The sequence below is a fragment of the Candidatus Poriferisodalis sp. genome (genome assembly GCF_965208925.1).
Lineage (GTDB): Bacteria > Actinomycetota > Acidimicrobiia > Acidimicrobiales > Poriferisodalaceae > Poriferisodalis.
This window is the reverse complement of the sequence record NZ_OZ242364.1, coordinates 2,712,065-2,730,759: the sequence shown is the minus strand read 5'-3', so window position 1 is coordinate 2,730,759 and position 18,695 is coordinate 2,712,065. Positions and strand designations below refer to the sequence as shown.

At 68.6% G+C, this 18,695-nt stretch carries 15 protein-coding genes; 5 read left to right on the top strand and 10 right to left on the bottom strand.

Annotated features, from left to right (window positions below):
• Positions 1–64: 64 nt before the first annotated feature.
• Positions 65–1,600, bottom strand: a complete 1,536-nt coding sequence (locus ACOGI5_RS11985) for a putative PEP-binding protein (protein ID WP_419864649.1) — start codon at positions 1,598–1,600, stop codon at positions 65–67.
• Between the two features lie 5 nt (positions 1,601–1,605).
• Entirely contained in the window at positions 1,606–2,955 is a 1,350-nt protein-coding gene (locus tag ACOGI5_RS11980; RefSeq protein WP_419864648.1) for a glycine--tRNA ligase, read from the bottom strand.
• Positions 2,956–3,106: 151 nt separating this feature from the next.
• On the opposite strand from ACOGI5_RS11980, the gene ACOGI5_RS11975 reads away from it, so the two are divergent.
• The gene (locus tag ACOGI5_RS11975) at positions 3,107–3,541 is read left to right on the top strand and encodes a hypothetical protein (RefSeq protein ID WP_419864647.1); all 435 of its coding nucleotides are present in this window, start codon (positions 3,107–3,109) and stop codon (positions 3,539–3,541) included.
• Between the two features lie 64 nt (positions 3,542–3,605).
• On the opposite strand, the gene recO is transcribed toward ACOGI5_RS11975, so the two are convergent.
• Both recO and uppS read right to left on the bottom strand, forming a co-directional pair.
• Positions 3,606–4,322, bottom strand: coding sequence for a DNA repair protein RecO (recO, locus tag ACOGI5_RS11970; RefSeq protein ID WP_419864646.1), 717 nt, complete (start codon positions 4,320–4,322; stop codon positions 3,606–3,608).
• Positions 4,323–4,411: 89 nt separating this feature from the next.
• Positions 4,412–5,134: a polyprenyl diphosphate synthase gene (gene uppS, locus ACOGI5_RS11965; protein ID WP_419864645.1), complete on the bottom strand. Its 723-nt coding sequence runs from the start codon at positions 5,132–5,134 to the stop codon at positions 4,412–4,414.
• A gap of 41 nt (positions 5,135–5,175) precedes the next feature.
• On the opposite strand from uppS, the gene ACOGI5_RS11960 reads away from it, so the two are divergent.
• Positions 5,176–7,146 (top strand): ATP-dependent DNA helicase, encoded by a 1,971-nt coding sequence (locus ACOGI5_RS11960; RefSeq protein ID WP_419864644.1) that lies wholly within the window; start codon positions 5,176–5,178, stop codon positions 7,144–7,146.
• A gap of 66 nt (positions 7,147–7,212) precedes the next feature.
• On the opposite strand, the gene era is transcribed toward ACOGI5_RS11960, so the two are convergent.
• The 5 genes from era to ACOGI5_RS11935 form a co-directional block, all read right to left on the bottom strand.
• A complete protein-coding gene (gene era / locus ACOGI5_RS11955) occupies positions 7,213–8,094 on the bottom strand; it encodes a GTPase Era (RefSeq protein ID WP_419864643.1) in 882 nt (293 codons plus the stop codon).
• Positions 8,095–8,108: 14 nt separating this feature from the next.
• Positions 8,109–9,428, bottom strand: a complete 1,320-nt coding sequence (locus tag ACOGI5_RS11950; protein ID WP_419864642.1) for a transporter associated domain-containing protein — start codon at positions 9,426–9,428, stop codon at positions 8,109–8,111.
• Positions 9,425–9,949, bottom strand: coding sequence for an rRNA maturation RNase YbeY (gene ybeY / locus ACOGI5_RS11945; RefSeq protein WP_419864641.1), 525 nt, complete (start codon positions 9,947–9,949; stop codon positions 9,425–9,427). The genes ACOGI5_RS11950 and ybeY overlap by 4 nt, the downstream gene beginning before the upstream one ends.
• A 4-nt stretch (positions 9,950–9,953) precedes the next feature.
• A complete protein-coding gene (locus tag ACOGI5_RS11940; protein WP_419864640.1) occupies positions 9,954–10,916 on the bottom strand; it encodes a PhoH family protein in 963 nt (320 codons plus the stop codon).
• Positions 10,917–11,061: 145 nt separating this feature from the next.
• Positions 11,062–11,343: a DUF3039 domain-containing protein gene (locus tag ACOGI5_RS11935; RefSeq protein ID WP_419864639.1), complete on the bottom strand. Its 282-nt coding sequence runs from the start codon at positions 11,341–11,343 to the stop codon at positions 11,062–11,064.
• Between the two features lie 125 nt (positions 11,344–11,468).
• On the opposite strand from ACOGI5_RS11935, the gene hemH reads away from it, so the two are divergent.
• Positions 11,469–13,874 (top strand): ferrochelatase, encoded by a 2,406-nt coding sequence (gene hemH / locus ACOGI5_RS11930; protein ID WP_419864638.1) that lies wholly within the window; start codon positions 11,469–11,471, stop codon positions 13,872–13,874.
• 23 nt (positions 13,875–13,897) lie between these two features.
• Here the strand turns inward: hemH and ACOGI5_RS11925 are convergent, their stop codons facing one another.
• Complete coding sequence (locus tag ACOGI5_RS11925) at positions 13,898–16,747, bottom strand: vitamin B12-dependent ribonucleotide reductase (RefSeq protein ID WP_419865479.1); 2,850 nt, start codon at positions 16,745–16,747, stop codon at positions 13,898–13,900.
• 237 nt (positions 16,748–16,984) lie between these two features.
• On the opposite strand from ACOGI5_RS11925, the gene ACOGI5_RS11920 reads away from it, so the two are divergent.
• Positions 16,985–17,713, top strand: coding sequence for a dihydrofolate reductase family protein (locus tag ACOGI5_RS11920; RefSeq protein WP_419864637.1), 729 nt, complete (start codon positions 16,985–16,987; stop codon positions 17,711–17,713).
• A 139-nt stretch (positions 17,714–17,852) separates the two neighbouring features.
• A complete protein-coding gene (lexA, locus tag ACOGI5_RS11915; protein ID WP_419864636.1) occupies positions 17,853–18,509 on the top strand; it encodes a transcriptional repressor LexA in 657 nt (218 codons plus the stop codon).
• The last annotated feature ends 186 nt before the right edge of the window (positions 18,510–18,695 follow it).

Genomic DNA, 18,695 nt, shown 5'->3' with positions numbered 1-18,695 from the left:
GACATTTTCTCGGCTGCGCTCATGTGGCGACAGGCGCACACGTCGCCTCCGCCGGGCTGGTTCACTAAACGGATGCTGCGAGCAGCGCCTGGGCGACGGCGAGGCGGGCGGCCGGCACACGGTAGGGCGAGCAGGACACGTAGTTGAGCCCTGCTAGCACTGCGAACTCGATGCTGGCCGGGTCGCCGCCGTGCTCGCCGCAGATGCCGGCGCGTAGGCCTGGATTGGCCGCGCGCCCTCGGTTCATCGCAGTGCTCAGAAGCTCGCCGACGCCGGCACGGTCCAGTGAGGCGAACGGATCGGTGTCCAGCAGCCCGCCGGCGACATACGGCGCAATGACCTGTGCCGCCGTGTCATCGCGGCTGAAGCCAAACACCATCTGGGTGAGGTCGTTGGTGCCGAAGCTGGCGAACGACACGCCGGTGGCCAACTGCCCGGCGATGAGGCAGGCACGCGGCGTCTCGATCATCGTGCCGATCGGCGGCGCGTCACCGGCATCAGCGCCCGCCCAAGCCGAACGCACAGCGTCGACCGCGGCCGCCAACTCGTCGGCGGTGGACACGAGCGGCACCATGATTTCGACGCGGGGGTCGCCGCCGACGACACGACGGTCGGCCACCGCACCCGCCAAGGCCTCGACCTGCGCGGCGTAGAGCTCGGGGCGCAGCAGGCCGAGCCGGACGCCGCGCACGCCGAGCATCGGGTTGTGCTCGTGCCACTGCGCGGCGTCGTCGGGATCTGCGCCGGCAAGGAACTCATGCATGGGCGCATCGAGCAGCCGAACCGTGACCGGCAATGCGTCCATGGCTGCCAGCAGCTCGCGAAAATCCGCTCGCTGGGCAGCCGCCAGATCGTCGACGTGCTCGTCGTGCCCGCGCAGCACGACGTGCTGCACGACTTCCAGCCGGTCGGGCTCCAAGAACATGTGCTCAGTGCGGCACAGCCCGATGCCCTGCGCCCCAAGCGCCCGCGCCGTCGCTGCATCGGCCGCAGTGTCCGCATTGGCGAGCACAGCAAATCGGCCGGCCGCAACCCGATCCGCCCACCCGAGCACCTCATCGATCTCTGCCGGCAGCGCCGACCCCGGTGACGGGCCGACCCCGGCAGCGCCTACGGCCGACCCGGCAATCTCACGGTCCCCCAGCGTCACCTCGCCCGTGGATCCATCGATCGAGATTGGTGTGCCATTGGCAATGCGCCGGTCGCCGATCACGAAGCTGTCAGCCTCCACGGTGATCTCGCGGGCGTCGCATACAGCCGGAATGCCCCAGCCCCGGGCCACTACTGCCGCATGGCTCGCCAGCCCGCCCCGGGCGGTCAGGATCCCCGCCGACATGCCCATCGCCGCCACATCGGCAGGAGTGGTCTCGGTGGCAACCAAGATCACCGTGCTGCCTGCCGACGCCAGGTCCAGCGCCGCCTCCGAGCCCACCGCCACCAGCCCCGAGGCAGCTCCCGGCGACGCCGCCAGGCCAGTCGTCAGCACCACACCGGCATCGCCTGCAAATGTCGGGTGCAGGGCCGCTGTCAGCTCGTCGCAGCTGAGATCGGCCACGGCCCGCTGCTGGCGAGCGCTCAGTCCGGTCTCAGCGTCCGCCATGGCGCTCAGAGATCCAAGCGGCCGGTGAGATGTTCGACCAAAGCGTCGATCGGCACACGGTCTTGGGCCATCGTGTCACGGTCACGCACGGTCACGCATCGGTCGTCAACGGATTCGAAGTCGACGGTGACGCACAGCGGAGTGCCGATCTCGTCCTGGCGGCGGTAGCGGCGCCCGATGGCCTGGGTCTCGTCGTAGTCGCACATCCAATGCGGCTGGCACATCGCCAGCACGTCGCCGGCCAACCCAGGCAGCGGCTCCTTGCGCGACAGCGGCAGCACCGCCACTTTGTACGGCGCCAGCCGCGGGTGCAGCCCCAGCACCGTGCGCAGCTCGTCGTTGACGACTTCGGTACGGAACGCAGCCAGCAGGAACGCCATCAGTGCTCGCGTCGCCCCGGCAGCCGGCTCGATCACGTGAGGCACATACCGCTCGCCGCTGGCCTGGTCGAAGTACTCCAGCTTCTGGCCAGAGTGCTCGGCGTGCTGGCGCAAGTCGTAGTCGCCGCGGTTGGCGATGCCCTCCAGTTCGCCCCAGCCCCACGGGAACAGGAACTCGACGTCGCTGGTGCCGCTGGAGTAGTGGCTGAGCTCGTCGGCGTCATGGGCGCGCAGGCGAAGCTGATGGGTCGGGATGCCCAAGTCGGCATACCACCGGAGCCGCTCGGCGAGCCAGTACTCGTACCACTGCGGGGCCTCGACGGGCGGCACAAAGAACTCCAGCTCCATCTGCTCGAACTCTCGGGTGCGGAACACGAAGTTGCCCGGCGTGATCTCGTTGCGGAACGACTTGCCTACCTGGGCGATGCCGAACGGCGGCCGCTTCCGGCTCGTCTCCAAAATGTTCTTGAAGTTCACGAACATGCCCTGGGCCGTCTCAGGTCGCAGGTACACCTCGGCGCCCGCGTCCTCCACCGGCCCGGCCTGCGTGCGGAACATGAGGTTGAACGCCCGCGCTTCGGTGAACGTGCCGCGGCTGCCGCAGTTGGGGCACAGGTCGGGGTCGTCGAGCTGGTCTTGGCGGTGGCGGGTCTTGCAGACGGTGCAGTCCACCAGCGGATCGGTGAAATTCTTCAGGTGGCCTGAGGCCTCCCACACCTGGGGCGGGCCCAGGATGGACGCGTCCAGACCCACCACATCGCTGCGCATCTGGACCATGGATCGCCACCAAGCATCCTTCACGTTGCGCAGGAGCTGCGCCCCGATCGGCCCGTAGTCGTATGCGCTGCGGAAGCCGCCGTAGATCTCGGCAGAGCCGAACACGATGCCGCGGCGCTTGCAGAGATTGACGATCTTGTCGAACAGTGCGGGATCGGGGCCCGGCCGTTCAGATTCGGCGCCAGCGGTCTTCGTCACGGGCGGCAAGGGTACTGAGGGCCTGCGGGGCGCCGGAGCGAATTCCGGCGAGAGGCGAAGCCGCGTCCTGAGCGGCTCGTGAGCGCAGCGCACAAGAGCGGGGAGCAACGGGAGCTTCACTGGCTGCGCGCCGCTCATTAGGCTCCGAGTCATGCGGCTGCGCGACACCACCGTGGTCTTCCTGTGTGCCTTCCTCGGCATGATGGTGCTGTTCATGCCGCTGCCGGTCTTCGGCGGCCCGTACGAGGACATTCAAGAGGGCCAGGTCGACTGGACCTGCTCGATGCCACTGCTGAGTCTTGCGCCGCCCGACGTGGATCTGGACGAGGTGCGTACCGCGGTTGACGAAGCGATCACGGCGAACCGCACCACCGGGCAGGCCTATGTGCCGCCCGAGAGCCGGCATCCGCTCTGTGGCGGCTTGGCCCGCACCCAAGTGGTGCTGGCCCTGCTGGCGTTCGCGGGCGCCTTCTGGCGGGGCCGCAAGTGGTGGCGCTCAACCGCCGACGTACGGGCAGAGAAGCGCTTCAAGCGGCTTCACGAGAGCGTCGAGAACCCCCAGGGCCGCAGCCGCATCTTCCGCTAGCCGAGCAAATCGGCGCTCCGCAGGCGCCGGACCGAGTCCGATGGGACCGGCGCCGACCCGCCGCTCAGCCGAGCAAGTCCGCACTCCGCAGGCGCCGGTCCATGTGGTACTCCCACATGCGGGTGACGGCTGCTGCGGCCTCATGCGTGTCAGAGAACGGCTCGACGTCGAGCACGGCATTCACCCGCCCGTCGATGATCGAGCGCAGCATTTCCAGCGCGCCACTGGACAGCTGGCGGCCGCGACGGTGAGTGGCGCAGGTCACGCCGCCGGCGGCGGGGTCGAATGCCACGATGGGGGCATCATCGCAGTCGGTGCCCACCACGCACCGGTCGAGCATCGGCGCGGTCCCCTCGTGTGCCAGCAGTCGCAGCAGGAACGCAGGCAGCAGCATGTCTGAGTGAGCCCGGTCGAGGCGGCCCAACGCTCCGATCAGCATCTGGTACGGCACCGGGTCGTCGGCCCGGTCGTGAACCGACTGGTCCACCGCTTCGGCGAGCGTCATGGCCGTACCCAGCCGGTCGAGATCCGAGCGCAGCGCCGGCCAGCGGTCGAGCGTCACGGCTCCGGTCACGATGTCGAGCTCGCCGCGTCCCCGGTAGAGCTGCAGATCGACATGGCGCAGCGGTTCGACGTGGCCGGCCAGCTTGCTTCGGGTGCGCCGCGCACCCTTCGCCACGGCGCGCACTTTGCCGTGCCCGGAGGTGATGATCGTGATGATTCGATCGGCCTCGCCGAGCTTGGTGGTGCGCAGCACCACCCCCCGGTCCCGGTACTGCATCTTGCGGGGGCTTTCCCTTCGCTGTGTCGGATGGGCTGTGTGGGACTGGCGCTGCTCGGATGCCTCCGCAGCGTCGGGGACGTGCGGCCTCAGCGGTTCAGGCCGCCGAAGCGCCGGTCGCGGGCCTGGTAGATGCAGATGGCGTCGAACAGGTCTCCCCGCCGGAAGTCGGGCCAGAGCGTGTCGGTGAACACCAGCTCGCTGTAGGCCATCTGCCACAACAGGAAGTTTGACAGCCGGTTCTCGCCAGAGGTCCGGATCATGAGGTCGACCTCAGGCATCTCGGCGTCGTACAGATGCTTGGCGAGCGCTGCCTCGTCGACCTCGTCCGCGGGGACGCCCGAGCGCACGAGGCCCGCGGCGGCGTCCACGATCTCGGCCCTGCCGCCGTAGTTGAACGCCACCGTGAACGTGAGGCCGGTGTTGGCTGCTGTCAGCTCGACGGCCTCGTCGATGCGCGCCCGGACCCGTCGCGGGATGCGGGCGTCAGGCCGGCCGACGAAACGGATCCGCACGTTTTGCTCGTGCAGCTCATGGCTGCGCCGCACCAGCAGCGACTCGTTGAAGCCCATGAGGAAGCGCACCTCGGCCGGCGGGCGACGCCAGTTCTCCGTGCTGAACGCGTACACGGTGAGCCACGACAGGCCGATCTCGGCCGCGCCCTCGACGGTGTCGATCAGGGCTTCTTCGCCGGCTGCATGACCTTCGGTTCGTGGCAGCCCACGCGCCTGGGCCCAGCGTCCATTGCCGTCCATCACACAGGCCACGTGAGTCGGCAGGCGCGACACATCGATTCCCGCACCTCGGTTCACACTGCGCAGGGTAGAACCAGAGCGGGAAGGAGGGTGAGCAGATGTCCGACGAGCCAACCGATCTTGCCCCGGCAACGGGCGAGGGGGCATCAGACATCGGCGACGTCGCTGCCGCACTCGGCGAGGTGATCGCAGGGCTTCCCGGCGGCGGCGAGCAACGAGACGGCCAGGCCGAGATGGCAGCCGCGGTGCATGACGTGATAGCCGCCGGGGGCACGCTGCTGTGCCAGGCAGGCACCGGCGTGGGCAAGTCGCTCGCCTACCTGGTACCTGCTGCGCTGGCTGCGGCTGCGGGCAAGCGAGTGGTGATCGCCACCGCGACGCTGGCGCTGCAGGACCAGCTCGTCGGCAAAGACCTCCCGCTCGTGGCCTCCGGGATGGCCCAGCGGCTCGGACGTCCCGTCCGGTGGGAAGTACTGAAGGGGCGCAACAACTATCTCTGCCGCCACCGCCTTGGCGAGCTCGCCCAGCAGCAGTTCGACTTGGGTGACGGCCCGGCCACGCCCGCCGAGCTGGCCCGGCAGCAGCAGCTCGCCGAGGTCTCACAGTGGGTGACCCGGACGCGCACGGGAGACCGTGCGGAGTTGGCCATCGCGCCCGACGCGCGCGTGTGGTCGTCGGTGTCGGTGACCAGCACCGAGTGCATCGGCGCCGAGCGCTGCCCCGAGGGTCACCGCTGCTTCGCCGAGGAGGCTCGGGCCCGGTCGGCGAAGGCCGGCATCGTGGTGACCAACCAGCACCTCTACTGCATCGACCTGTTCGGCGACGGCTACCTGTTCGGGCCGCACGACGCCGTCGTGTTCGACGAGGCCCACCAGCTCGAGCCGGTCGTCACCCAAGTGGCCGGCCTCGAGATCACTCCGGCGGGCTTCACGCGGCTGGCTGCCGAAGCACGCTCGGTGGGCGCTGCGGGCACGGCTGCGGATGCCGTCGCTGATGTATCGAACCGTCTGGCCGACGAGCTCGGCCCGTTGCGCGACACCCGCTTGGGCGCGATCACTGGCGACTTGGCCAGCCTGCTAGAAGTCGCCGACAGCAGGGTCGTCGATCTCGCCGCCGAGCTGCGATCGGCTGGTGACGACGCAGCCGACCTGGAACGGCTGCGGGTCGGCCGGATCGCAGCGGAGTCGCTTACTGCGTTGCGTGCTGCGCTCGACCCCCCGCAGGGAACGGTGATCCTCGTTGAAGGCCGCGGCCGGCTCCGCCTCGCGCCGCTCGACGTCGGAGACCTGCTCGCGAGCCGGCTGTGGGGCCGTCAAGCGTGCGTGCTCACGAGCGCAACGCTCGGCCCGCACTTCGTCGGGCGACTCGGCGTGCCCGCCGCCGACCACGCGTATCTCGCAGTGGACAGCCCGTTCGACTACCGCACCAACGCGCTGCTGTACTGTGCCCGGCACCTGCCTGCGCCCACCAACGATGCGTACCGGGCGGCGGCCATCGACGAGCTGGCTGAGCTCGTGGCCGCGATCGGCGGGCGCACGCTCGCGCTGTTCACGAGCTGGCGTGCACTCAATGACACAGCCGACGCGCTCACCGAGCGGTTCAGCGGCATCCGGGTGCTGCGCCAGGGAGGCGAGCTGTCGAACGCCGCGCTGCTCGATGCGCTCGGAGGCGATCCCGCGACGGTGGTGTGCGGCACGATGAGCTTCTGGCAGGGGGTGGACGTGGCTGGGCCGGCCCTGTCGCTGCTCGCGATCGACCGTCTCCCGTTCGCCCGGCCCAACGAGCCGCTCGCGGCAGCCCGGCGCGAAGCGGCAGGCAGCGATGCCTTCATGACCGTCGACGTACCGAACGCGGCAGACATGCTGGCACAAGGAGTGGGCCGGCTGATCCGCACTACCGCTGACCGGGGGGTGGTGGCGGTGCTCGACTCACGGCTCGCCACCGCCGGCTACCGGCCGCGCCTGCTCGATCCGCTGCCGCCCATGCGCCGCAGTGTCGATCAGGCCGATGCAGTCGAGTTCCTCGCCTCCATCCGCAACCAGCACGCCGCCCAGAGGCTGAGCCGTTAGGCGAAACCGTGGCCCGAGCGGCCCGTGAGCGCAGCGAACAAGAGCGGCAAACAGCGGGATGGGTCGTCAGTTGAGGGGCTCGGAGGGAGCCTCAGGTGCGAGCATGCGGGCGACTGCGTCGGGGGTGCGCTGCCAGTCCGGCTCGACTCGCACCCGCAGCTCCAGATACACACCGTCGAGGCCGAGCGCACGGCGTGCCGCCGTGCCCACCTCTCGCAGCATCCGGCCGCCGCGGCCGATCACGATGCCCTTCTGCGAGGGTCGCTCCACGGCGATATCGCAGCGGATGCGGTCAGGTTCCCACTCGGTGACGCGGACCGCGATGCTGTAGGGCAGCTCGTCGTCCAGCCGCGTCAGCAACTGCTCGCGCACCGCCTCGGATATTCGCCACGCATCGGGCAGATCGGTGATGCTCTCGGGAGGAAAGTAGGCAGGACCCTCGCCGAGGCCGGCCGCCAAGTGGTCGAGCAGGGCATCGGTGCCCTCGCCGGTCAGGCCCGACACAGGGAAATACGCATCGGCGTCGAATTCCGCAGCGGCGGCCAGTTGAGCCAGCACCTGGGCCTTCGACGCCCGATCGCACTTCGTGACCGCGACGACAGTGGACATGCCCGGCGGCAACGACTCCCAGATGAGCCGGTCGCCGCGGCCGAGTGGCGCTGTGGCGTCGAGCACCATGCAGATCACGTCCAGCGGCTCCAGTTCGGCGACAGCGATACGCGCGGTCTCGTTGAGCTGCTCCCCCAGCGAAGTGACCGGCTTGGCGATGCCGGGCGTGTCGACGAAGACAACCTGCGCGTCGGGCAGGTGCCGCACACCCATGACACGCAGCCGTGTGGTCTGAGGCTTGGCAGAGGTGATGCTGATCTTGCTGCCCACCAAGCAGTTCAGCAACGTCGACTTGCCTGCGTTCGGGCGCCCGACGAGGGTCACAAAGCCTGAGCGCACCGCCCGCTCCGGGCCTACCCCGAACCCACCGGATCGGCACCTCGACGGGCGCCGACGAGGTTGATGCGCCGACCCTCCACTTCGAGGGCAGACAGGCACCATCCGTCGAGATCGGTGGTCTCTCCCGTCTCGGGCACGTGACCCATGCGGTCGAGCACGAGCCCGCCGACCGTGTCCCAGTCGCCCTCAGGCAGCCGAAGCTCCAGCACCTCGGCCAGCCGCGACGCCGGCAAGCGCCCGGAGAACATGAACGCACCGTCGCCCACTTCCTGCACGAGTGCCTCGTCGGCGTCGTACTCGTCGGCAATCTCCCCGACGAGCTCTTCGATGATGTCCTCGAGCGTGACCAGCCCTGCCACGCCGCCGTACTCGTCCACGGCGACGGCCAAGTGCGACTTGGACTCCTGCATCTCGCGCATCAGGTCGCTGACTCGCTTCGTCTCGGGCACAAAGGTGGCCGGCCGCAGCACCTGCGCGCAGGTGGCCGATCCATCCGAAGGGGTGCCGTGCAGGTAGGCCGCAACGAGATCCTTGGCCAGCACGATGCCCCGGAGGTCGTCGACGCTGGCGGCTGTCACCGGCAGGCGCGTGAAGCCCGACGCGATGACCTTCTCCAGCGCATCGGCGACGCTGTCATCGAGACTCACTGTGACCATGTCGGGGCGAGGCACCATCACTTCACGCACGATGGTGTCGCCGAGCTCCATGATCTGACCGATCAACTCTGCCTCGCTGTCCTCGATCAGGCTGGCCTGCGCGGCAGCCGATGCCAGTGCCACCAGCTCATCCTCGGTGACCTCGCCGCTGTCGCCCTGTGTAACAGCAGGCCCCACCGCCCTCGCCGGGAACGCCAGCAGCCGCGCCACCCAAGCGAGCGGCCCGGTGCGACTCAGCACCCGGGCAACTGGCGCGAGCACCCGCGCCATGCGGTCGTTGGCCTCGACCCCCCAGCGCCGGGGCATCGCCTCGGTCACGCCGAACAGCACGACGGCCGTCACGGCAATGGCGGCCACGATGCCCGCTGGGCCCGTCCGGCTCGCGGCAACCCAGGTGACACCGCCTACCAGCGCCACCTGTGCCAGCACGCGCAGCAGCGAGACGGGTCCCAGCACCACCTCGCGATCCGCCACGAGCTGTTCCAGCGAGGCCTTCGGCGTGGGACTCGGGTGCCCGTTGTCGCGGTCGCCGTTGTGGCGCTCGCTGTTTCCGTTGGATTCATCCAAGCCTGAAGCGCGGGCCCGGCCCAGACGCACGAACGTCGCCTCGACCAGTCGCAGGAACATGGCCGCCGCGAGCAGGATCGCCGCCGCGACAGCGCCCAGCACCCAGTTCATGAATGGCTCCACAATCGGCGCAAGTGCTCAGTCTCGCGGGCGCGCATCGCTGCGGCTTCGGTGGGCTCTGCGTGATCCATGCCGAGCAAGTGCAGCACGCCGTGCACAACGAGCAAATCGATTTCCGCGCTGACGCTGCCGTCGTGTCCTGGCCGAGACCCCTTGCCTGCGGTTGCGTTCACCGCAGCGACGGCTGGGCACACGACGATGTCGCCGGCCAAGGCTGCGCCGGCGGGATCGGCACCGATCCCCGTATCGCTGGCCGGCGTCTGCGGACCCGGCACGAGGTCCAGCGGGAAGGCGAGCACGTCGGTCGGCCCGGTGTGGCCCATGTGAGCTTCATTCAGCTCCGCCATCTCGTCGCGGCCCACGAACGTCACGGCGGTCTCGGTGCCCGGCGGCACACCCTCGGCCTCCAGCACCTGCCGCACCAGCACGCGGTAACGGCGGGAATCGATCTGCACGTCGCTCTGGCGATCTGCAATCAGCACGCCGTCGTCGCCGGTGCAGCCACCAGCCACTCGTTCACTCGCTGCCGTTGCGTTTCGCGTCACGCCGGTCATATGCCGCCACGATGTCGCCGACGATGCGATGCCGGGTGATGTCCCGCCTGCCGAGGCGGGCGAACGCAAGCCCCCCAATGCCGTCGAGCGCCTGTTCCACATCGATCAGCCCGCTCTTGCCGCCGGGCACGTCGATCTGCGTGCGGTCGCCGGTCACGACCACCTTGGAACCGAAGCCGATGCGGGTCAGGAACATCTTCATCTGCTCGGGTGTGGTGTTCTGTGCCTCGTCCAGGATGATGAAGCTGTCGTTGAGCGTGCGGCCGCGCATGAACGCAAGCGGCGCCACGTCGATCGTCTTGCGCTCGAGCAGCTTGGCGGCCGTCTCCACGTCCAGCATGTCGTAGAGCGAGTCATAGAGCGGAGCCAGATATGGATCGATCTTGGCCATCAGATCCCCTGGCAGGAAGCCGAGCCGTTCACCCGCCTCCACAGCCGGACGGGTGAGCACGATGCGTCGCACCGCCTTTGACATCAGCGCATCGACGGCAAGCGCCACCGCCAACCACGTCTTGCCGGTGCCGGCCGGCCCGACGGCGAAGGTCACGATGTTGGAGCGGATCATCTCCACGTAGCGCTTCTGTCCGGCGCTCTTCGCCCGCACCACCCGGCCGTTGGGCGCTCGCACGATCGGCGCGGACAGCACATCGCTCGGGCTCTCGTCGGCCTCGACCATGTCGATGACGCGGTCGAGCATCTCGGGCTCGATGCGCTGGCCGGCCTCGAGCACGTGCACCATCTCCTCGAAGACCTGCCCGACGAGCGCTGCGCTGGGCCCCGCCACGGTGATCTCGTTGCCGCGCACGTGAATGTCGGCATCTGCGAAGTGGTCTGCCACCAGCCGCAAGTGCTCGTCGCGATGTCCCAGCACCCCGACCATGAGGTGATTGCCCGGCACGTGTATCCGGACCTGTGTGTCGGTCACTGGGCTCCGGCGCAGTAAGTCGTCAGCGCAGCGCTCATGAGTCGATGGCGCGCAGACGGCAACCAGACTTGCCGACGGTTGGTTCGGTCACGATGGTCGCAAGGCTAGTCGCGTCCCGCGATCTGCCATTGTCCAGTTTCTTGCGTCACGAACGCAGGCCGGCATAGATCTCCTTGCAGGCCGGGCACACCGGGTAGCGCTCGCCGTCTCGCGTCGGCACCCACTTCTTGCCGCACAGCGCCACGACCGCTTCGCCGCTGACGGCCGAGCGAGTCAACGCCGTTTTGTTGACGTAGTGAGAGAAACGGTCGTGATCGCCCTCGGTCGTGCGGGTCTCGGGGCGCTCGATGACGTCGGGACTGCCCGCGGCAGAACCGCTGGCGACCGGACTGCTTCTGGCGCCGTCGCAGAGGCTCTGGGCGGTCATCTCGCTGGTCCCCTCCGAAACGTAGTCGGCTCCTGCCGGTGCAACGGTACGGCAGTAATGTGCCCGTTCGCGCCGGAACCGCAGCAGCGGTGCACGCGTGTGTCGAAGGGCAGCCCACACCCAGCATGGCCAACACGTCTTCCACGACCGTCGAAGGCGGTCGACTCGACTCGGCTGCTGGATGGGCGGTCGCGCTGTCGGCCTCGCTCGCCACCTTCGCTGTCTTCGCCGTGGCATACAGCTTCGGGGTAGTGCTCGCCTCCGTCCGCGACGAGTTCAGCATCGGCACCGGCCTAGCTTCGCTGCTCTTCGCGATTCCGACGTTCCTCTATTTCGTGCTCGGTGTGTTCACCGGTCGCCTCGGCGACCGCTACGGACCCCGACGTGTGCTCTTCGCTGGCGCCGTCGCCCTCGGAGTCGGCCTCTGGGCGACCAGCCTGGCCCAGAGCCTGTGGTTGGCGATGACGACCTACGTGCTCGGCGTGGGGATCAGCGTGGCGTGCGCATACGTCCCGATGGTCTCGGTGGTCGGCGGCTGGTTCGAACGTCACCGCACAGCGGCACTGGGCGTGGCCGTGGCTGGAATCGGACTGGGTCATTTCGCCGGTGCCTGGGCTGCGCAATGGCTCATCGAGCTCTACGGCTGGCGCGACACCTACCGGGTGCTGGCTGTCGTGTCGACGGGATTGCTCATGCTGGCTGCGATCGCCGCTCGGCGACCGCCCTATGTCGCGCCCCCGAGCGAGATGCCGTCGCTGCGCAGGCTCATGCACAACCGGCGGTACACGCTGCTCTATTTCTCGATGATGCTGCTGAGCGCCAGCCTGTTCGTCCCGATCATCTACATCAAGGACTACCTCGACGACCTCGGCAAGCCAGGCGGTCAGTGGCTCATCAGCATCATCGGCCTGGCCTCGCTGCTCGGACGGCTGGCACTCGGTGCACTCGGCACCGTGCTGCCGCTCATGCGGCTGTACCAGCTCTCCTTCACGATCATGGGGCTGAGCTACCTGATCTGGCTCTTTGCCGGCGACAACTACACGGTGCTCGTGATCTACACGTTGGTGATGGGCTGCAGCTACGGCGGCTTCATCGCCCTGTCTCCTGCGGTTGCCGCAGAGCTCTTCGGGCTCGCCGGACTCGGCGGCGTTTTGGGTGCGCTGTACACCGCTGCAGGCATCGGCGGGCTTGTCGGGCCACCGTTGGCGGGGCTGCTGATTGACGGCGCTGGTTACCGCGTGACGATCGTGGCGGCGATGATCATTGCGCTCACATCGGTGCCGTTGCTGGTCGCTTCCGGGCGCGCCCGCGTCGTTCCCCTCGCCACCGTCGGCGCCGGTGAGGCTGCCGCCCGTGCCACGACGCCGGCACAGCGCGAACAGTTCCAGACGGCGTCGGCGGCTCGTGCGGGCGATGTCACTGCCGCAGGCGCTCTGGGCAATGCAGCGCCCGCCGCTGGACACGGGCGCCGCAGGCCGGTCACGGTGCAGTCTTTCCGGGCGGCACCGGCCCAATCAGCAGCCGGGCCCGCGTCGATCGACTCCGTGCTCCTGCTGTCGTTCGGGGGGCCGGAAGGCCCCGACGAGGTGATGCCGTTCTTGCAGAACGTCACCCGGGGACGCGACGTCCCAGCAGAGCGGCTTGCTCGAGTCTCCCAGCAGTATCTGCGGCACGGCGGCGTGAGCCCGATCAACGAGCAGAACCGCGCTTTGCTGGCGGCACTGTCGGGCGAACTGGCTCGCCGGGGCACGCCGTTGGCGTGCTACTGGGGCAATCGCAACTGGCACCCCTACTTGCGCGACACCGTCGAGGTGATGGCCGGCGAAGGCCGCCGCCACGCCGCGGTGATCGTGACCTCCGCATTCAGCTCGTATTCGGGCTGCCGCCAGTACCACGAAGACCTCGCACGGGCTGCCGACGAGGTGCCCCAAGCACCGCTCATGTCCCGCGTGCGCGTCTACGGCAATCACCCCGGGTTCGCCGGCGCCCTGGCCGAACGCATCCGTGAGGCAGTCGAAGGCGCTCGACTGCGCAGCGATGTGCACACACTGTTCACAGCGCACAGCCTGCCGATCCGGATGGCCGCGTCGTGCGACTACGAGGCGCAGCTTCGCGACGCCGCTGAGACCGTCGCCGCCATGGCAGGCCTGAGGGGCGAGATCGAGGTGGTGTACCAGTCGCGCAGCGGACCGCCGCAGGTGCCGTGGCTGGAACCCGATGTCAACGACCGTCTCGCACAGCTCGGCTCGGCGGGCTGCCGTACCGCCCTCGTCGTCCCGCTCGGATTCGTCTCCGACCACATGGAAGTGCTCGTCGATCTCGACACCACGGCACGCGCCACCGCCGCCCGCGCCGGTATCGCCATGGTGCGGGCCCGAGCGGTCAGCACGCATCCATTGTTCCTGGAGGCGCTGGTGGACCTCGTGGAGGAGACGGCAGGCTTGCGAGCCGACCGGCCCGCGGTCGGACACCTCGGTCCTCACCCTGACAGGTGCGCTCCGGGATGCTGCCCGATCGAGCGAGGCGCCTGACTGCTGGCTTGGCAGCTCGACGTTCAGCCGCAGCCGCTGGTTGCGCCGCAGGAGCGGCAGGCGAAGCATGAGCCAGCGCGCACCATCCGGTCGCCGCACGTCATGCACAGCGGCGCATCGGCATATCCGCGGGCCTCGGCGCGGTGCGACGGCGGGTCTGGTGCCGGCTCGGCGCCGATCGCGCTCTCGACAGATGCGCTCTCGAGCCCGGGCAGCGGTGGATCGGTGCGCTCGTCGACGCTGAGCACGCCTAGCTCGGTCCGCTCTTCAAGCGACAGGTACTCGAGTGCCAAGCGGCGGAAGATGTAGTCGACGATGCTGGTGGCGATCCGCAGCTCGGGGTCGTCGGTAAGCCCCGCCGGCTCGAACCGCATGTTGGTGAAGGCCTCTACGTAGGAACGCAGCGGCACCCCGTACTGCAAGCCATGGCTGACCGATATGGCGAATGCATCCATGATCCCGGCCAGCGTGGAACCCTGCTTCGCCACGGTGAGGAAGATCTCGCCAGGCCGGCCGTCGTCGTACTCGCCCACGGTCATGTAACCGTGGCAGTCGGTCACCCGGAAGGAGAACGTGCGTGACCGCCGGCTGCGCGGCAGCCGGTTGCGCGGCGGCACCGCGGCTCCCCCCAACGCGGCGGAAACGGATGCCGCAGCCCTGTCGGCCGATACACCCATGTCCTGTGAGCCAAGAGCCGTTGCGCCAACGGACGCCGCCGGTCCGACCGACAGCGGCTGGGACACCTTGCAGTTGTCGCGATAGATCGCCACCGCCTTGAGCCCGAGCCGCCAGGAATCGACGATGAGGCTCTCGATGTCGGCGGCGGATGCTGACTCGGGCAGGTTGACGGTCTTGGAGATCGCACCCGAGACGAAGGGCTGGCAGGCAGCCATCATCGCGATGTGGCCCTGCGGCGAGATGGCATCATCGCCGATCGAGCAAGCGAACACCGCCCGGTGAGCCTCGGTCAAGTACGGCGCGCCGGCGAGGTGGCCCGCAGCGAGGATGTGCGCCTCGATGTCGGCGATCTCCGAGAGCGAGTATCCGAGCCTGCCCAGGGCCACGGGCACCGTCGAGTTCACGATGCGCAGATCGCCGCCGCCGACCAGCTTCTTGTGCTTCACCAAACCCAGATCGGGTTCGATCCCGGTGGTATCGCAGTCCATCATGAACGAGATCGTTCCGGTGGGGGCGATCACCGTGGCCTGGGAATTGCGAACGCCATGAGACTCGCAGCCCGCCACGGCATGGTCCCAGCGAGCACGCGCGGCGGCACGCAGGTCCTCGATCAGCATCGCCAGACCCGCGCCGGCGTCCGGCGGGTCGGCACACGGCTCGATGCCATCCAACGAATCGCGGTGGCGGCCCAGCACGCCGCACATCGCATCGGCATTCGCGTCGAAGCCGTCGAAGGCCCCGAGCCGCTCTGCCAGATCGGCTGACGTGGCGTACGCCTCGCCGCACATGAGCGCAGCGAGCGAGGCCGCGAGCGCTCTCGCCGGCGGCGAGTCGTAGGGAACGCCCGCTGCCATCAGCAACGCACCCAGGTTGGTGAAACCCAGCCCGAGCTGGCGGAAGTTCCGGGAGGTCTCGCCGATCAGCTCCGTCGGATAGTCGGCGTGGCTCACCAGCACGTCCTGGGCGATGAACGTGATGCGCACCGCCTGACGGAAGCCCTCGATATCGAAGTCGCGACCGGCGGCGTGGTCCCCAAAAAATGGCAGCAGGTTGACGCTCGCCAAGTTGCAGGCCGAGTTGTCGAGGTGGACGTACTCGCTGCACGGGTTGCTGGCGCTGATCGGGCCGTGGGCCGGTGCCGTGTGCCAGCGATTGATCGTGGTGGAGAACTGCACGCCCGGGTCGGCGCATTCCCACGCCGCCTGGGCGATCTGGCCGAGGAGGTCGCGCGCACGCATGACCGAAGTGACCTCGCCTGTCGTGCGGGCCCGCAGCTCCCAAGTGCCATCGGCGGCAACCGCCTCCATAAACTCGTCGGACAGCCGGACCGAATTGTTCGCGTTCTGGTACTGCACCGAGAACGAATCGGCGCCGTCGAGATCCATGTCGAAACCGGCGGCGGCCAGTGCCCGTGCCTTGCGCTCCTCGGTTGCCTTGCACCACACGAAGGCCTCGACATCGGGATGGTCGGCATCGAGCAGCACCATCTTGGCGGCGCGCCGGGTCTTGCCGCCGCTGCGGATCGTCCCCGCTGATGCATCGGCACCGCGCATGAAGCTGACCGGGCCGCTCGCCGTGCCGCCGCCCGACAGCGGCTCGCACGACGCCCGCAGCGCCGACAGGTTCACTCCGGCGCCCGAGCCGCCCTTGAAGATCCGTCCTTCAGTGACGTACCAGTCGAGGATCGATTCCATCTCGTCGTCGACGGCGAGGATGAAGCACGCCGACGCCTGCTGGGGGACGCCCTTCACGCCGATGTTGAACCACACCGGGCTGTTGAAGGCCACCCGTTGATGAACCAGCAGCCACGCCAGCTCTGCGGAGAAGGTCGCCGCCTCGTCCGGCGATGCGAAATAGCCGTCGCTGGCTGCCCAGCCGGTGATGGTGCCCGCAACGCGGTCGACGACCTGGCGCAGCGACTGCTCCCGCTCCGGCGTGCCGAGGGTGCCCCGGAAGTACTTCTGGGCAACGATGTTGACTGCGGTTGGGCTCCAGTCGGCGGGGAATTCGACGTCGGGCTGGGAGAACGCGATCGATCCGTCGACCGCGTTCGTGATGGACGCATCGAAGCGCTCCCACCGCACGGAGTCATAGGGATGGGTGCCGTCAGCGGTGAAATGCCTGCGCAGCCGCAGCGGCGCGCCGGCAGACCGGCGCCCGGAGCCATCGCCCCGCACCTGCTGCGCCTCAGTCATCGCCACGTACCGCTGACCTCCTGCTCCAGTGTCGCAAACCGCAGTCGGCGCGCTACGCGGTGCCTGCCGAGCCGTGCGGCCGCCGGCAACAGGCGCACGCTACGAGCACTCCCCTGTGGAAGGAAAGTGGGCAACGAACGGACCTTCATGGGGACTTTCCTGTGCATAACCGCCGGTTGCTGTGGATAACCGCCCACGACTGCACCCGCTAGAGGCACCGGGTGGCAGACTCGCCGCGTGCACCGGCTGTACCCGCTGCCCTCCGAGCCCATCGATGCTGCGCGAGCCGCCGGCGCGCGGCGCGCACCGCACGCCGATCGTCCTTGGGTGATGCTCAACATGGTTGCGAGCATCGACGGCGCCGCTGCGATCGACGGCGTGTCGGGGGGACTCTCGGGCGAGCCCGACAAGACGATGTTCGCGGCGCTGCGCTCGCAGGCCGACACGATCTTGGTCGGTGCGCGCACGGCAAATGCCGAGCGGTACCGCCCGGCGCGGCGATCTGGCGCCCGCATTGCTGTAGTCAGTGCATCGCTCAGCATCGACCCGGAGCTGCCGCTGTTCAACCAGGCGCGGGATCGACCTTCAGCGCCGTTGCCCCTGGTGGTGACCACCGCCGATGCAGACTGCGACACCGCAGCACGGCTGGCAGATCGCGCAGAGCTCGTGCGCACCGGCACCGGGTCGGTGGATCTGCTCGCGTGCTTGAGGCACCTGGGTTCGCTGGGAGCGCGCGTCGTGCTCTGCGAGGGAGGGCCTGCGCTCAACGCCAGCCTGCTGGCAGCCGATCTCGTGGATGAGGTGAACTTGACCAACGCGCCGCTGGCCGTGGGGACCGACGCCCCGCGCATCGCCTCTGCGCCCAGCGGCGGTTCACCGGCGGCTGAACCCCGCGAGTTCATGCTGGAGCACGTGATCGCCCACGACGACGTGCTCTTCGTGCGCTGGGTGCGCTCCAGGCACTGACGCTTCGAACAAATGCGCGCAATTCGGAACATTTGTTGTTAGTGTACTGGCCGGAACGAGAGTTCCTTCCCGTCGACGAGATCACCAGAGCAGACCGGGCAACCGATGCCGGACATGCAGATACTGAGAAAGGTTCACCATGCCAGGAACCAGCGCCGCAGACCAGCGGGTCGCACATCTCAACGAGCGTCAGCGCGCGATGCTCGAATTCATCGACGTAATGCAGCGTGAGCGCGGCTATCCCCCTTCCGTTCGCGAGATCGGCGACGAGGTCAATCTCAATTCGCCTGCGACCGTCCACCGCCACCTGCGGACGCTCGAGGCCGACGGATGGATCCGGCGCGACCCGTCGCGACCCCGGGCGCTCATCATCAATTGCGACTGGCAGACAGGAGTGAAGGGCGAGCGGCGGCCGGCCCGTCACGTGGCGCTCGTCGGAGACGTCGCGGCGGGCACCGACGTGCTTGCTCAGCAGAACGTCGAGGAACTGCTGCCGCTGCCGGCCGACTTCACCGGCAGCGGCGAGCTCTTCATGCTGCGAGTGCGAGGCGACTCGATGATCGATGTCGGCATCTGGGATCGCGACTACGTAGTAGCGCGCCACCAGCCCGAAGCGGAGCCAGGCGACATCGTCGTCGCCGGCATCGACGGCGGGGAAGGCACCGTCAAGCGCTACCGGCGCGAGGGCGACAACGTCGTCCTCGAACCTGCCAACCAAGACCATCGTCCCATCGTCCGCCCCGCCGACGAAGTCACCATCTACGGCAAAGTCGTGACGGTCATCCGGCGGCTGTAGCGGCGGACCATCAAACACAGCGGCGGCTGTAGCCGCCGGTGCATCAAACACAGCGCCGCCTGTAGCACTCCAGCCGCGACGTACAGATGTCATAGCTGCGGAGGCGGCAGGAAGCTCTGCGACGTTGCGACCTGCCGGATCGCGGGAGCAGAGAATCCTGCCGCCGCCGCAGCGGGCACAGCGTTT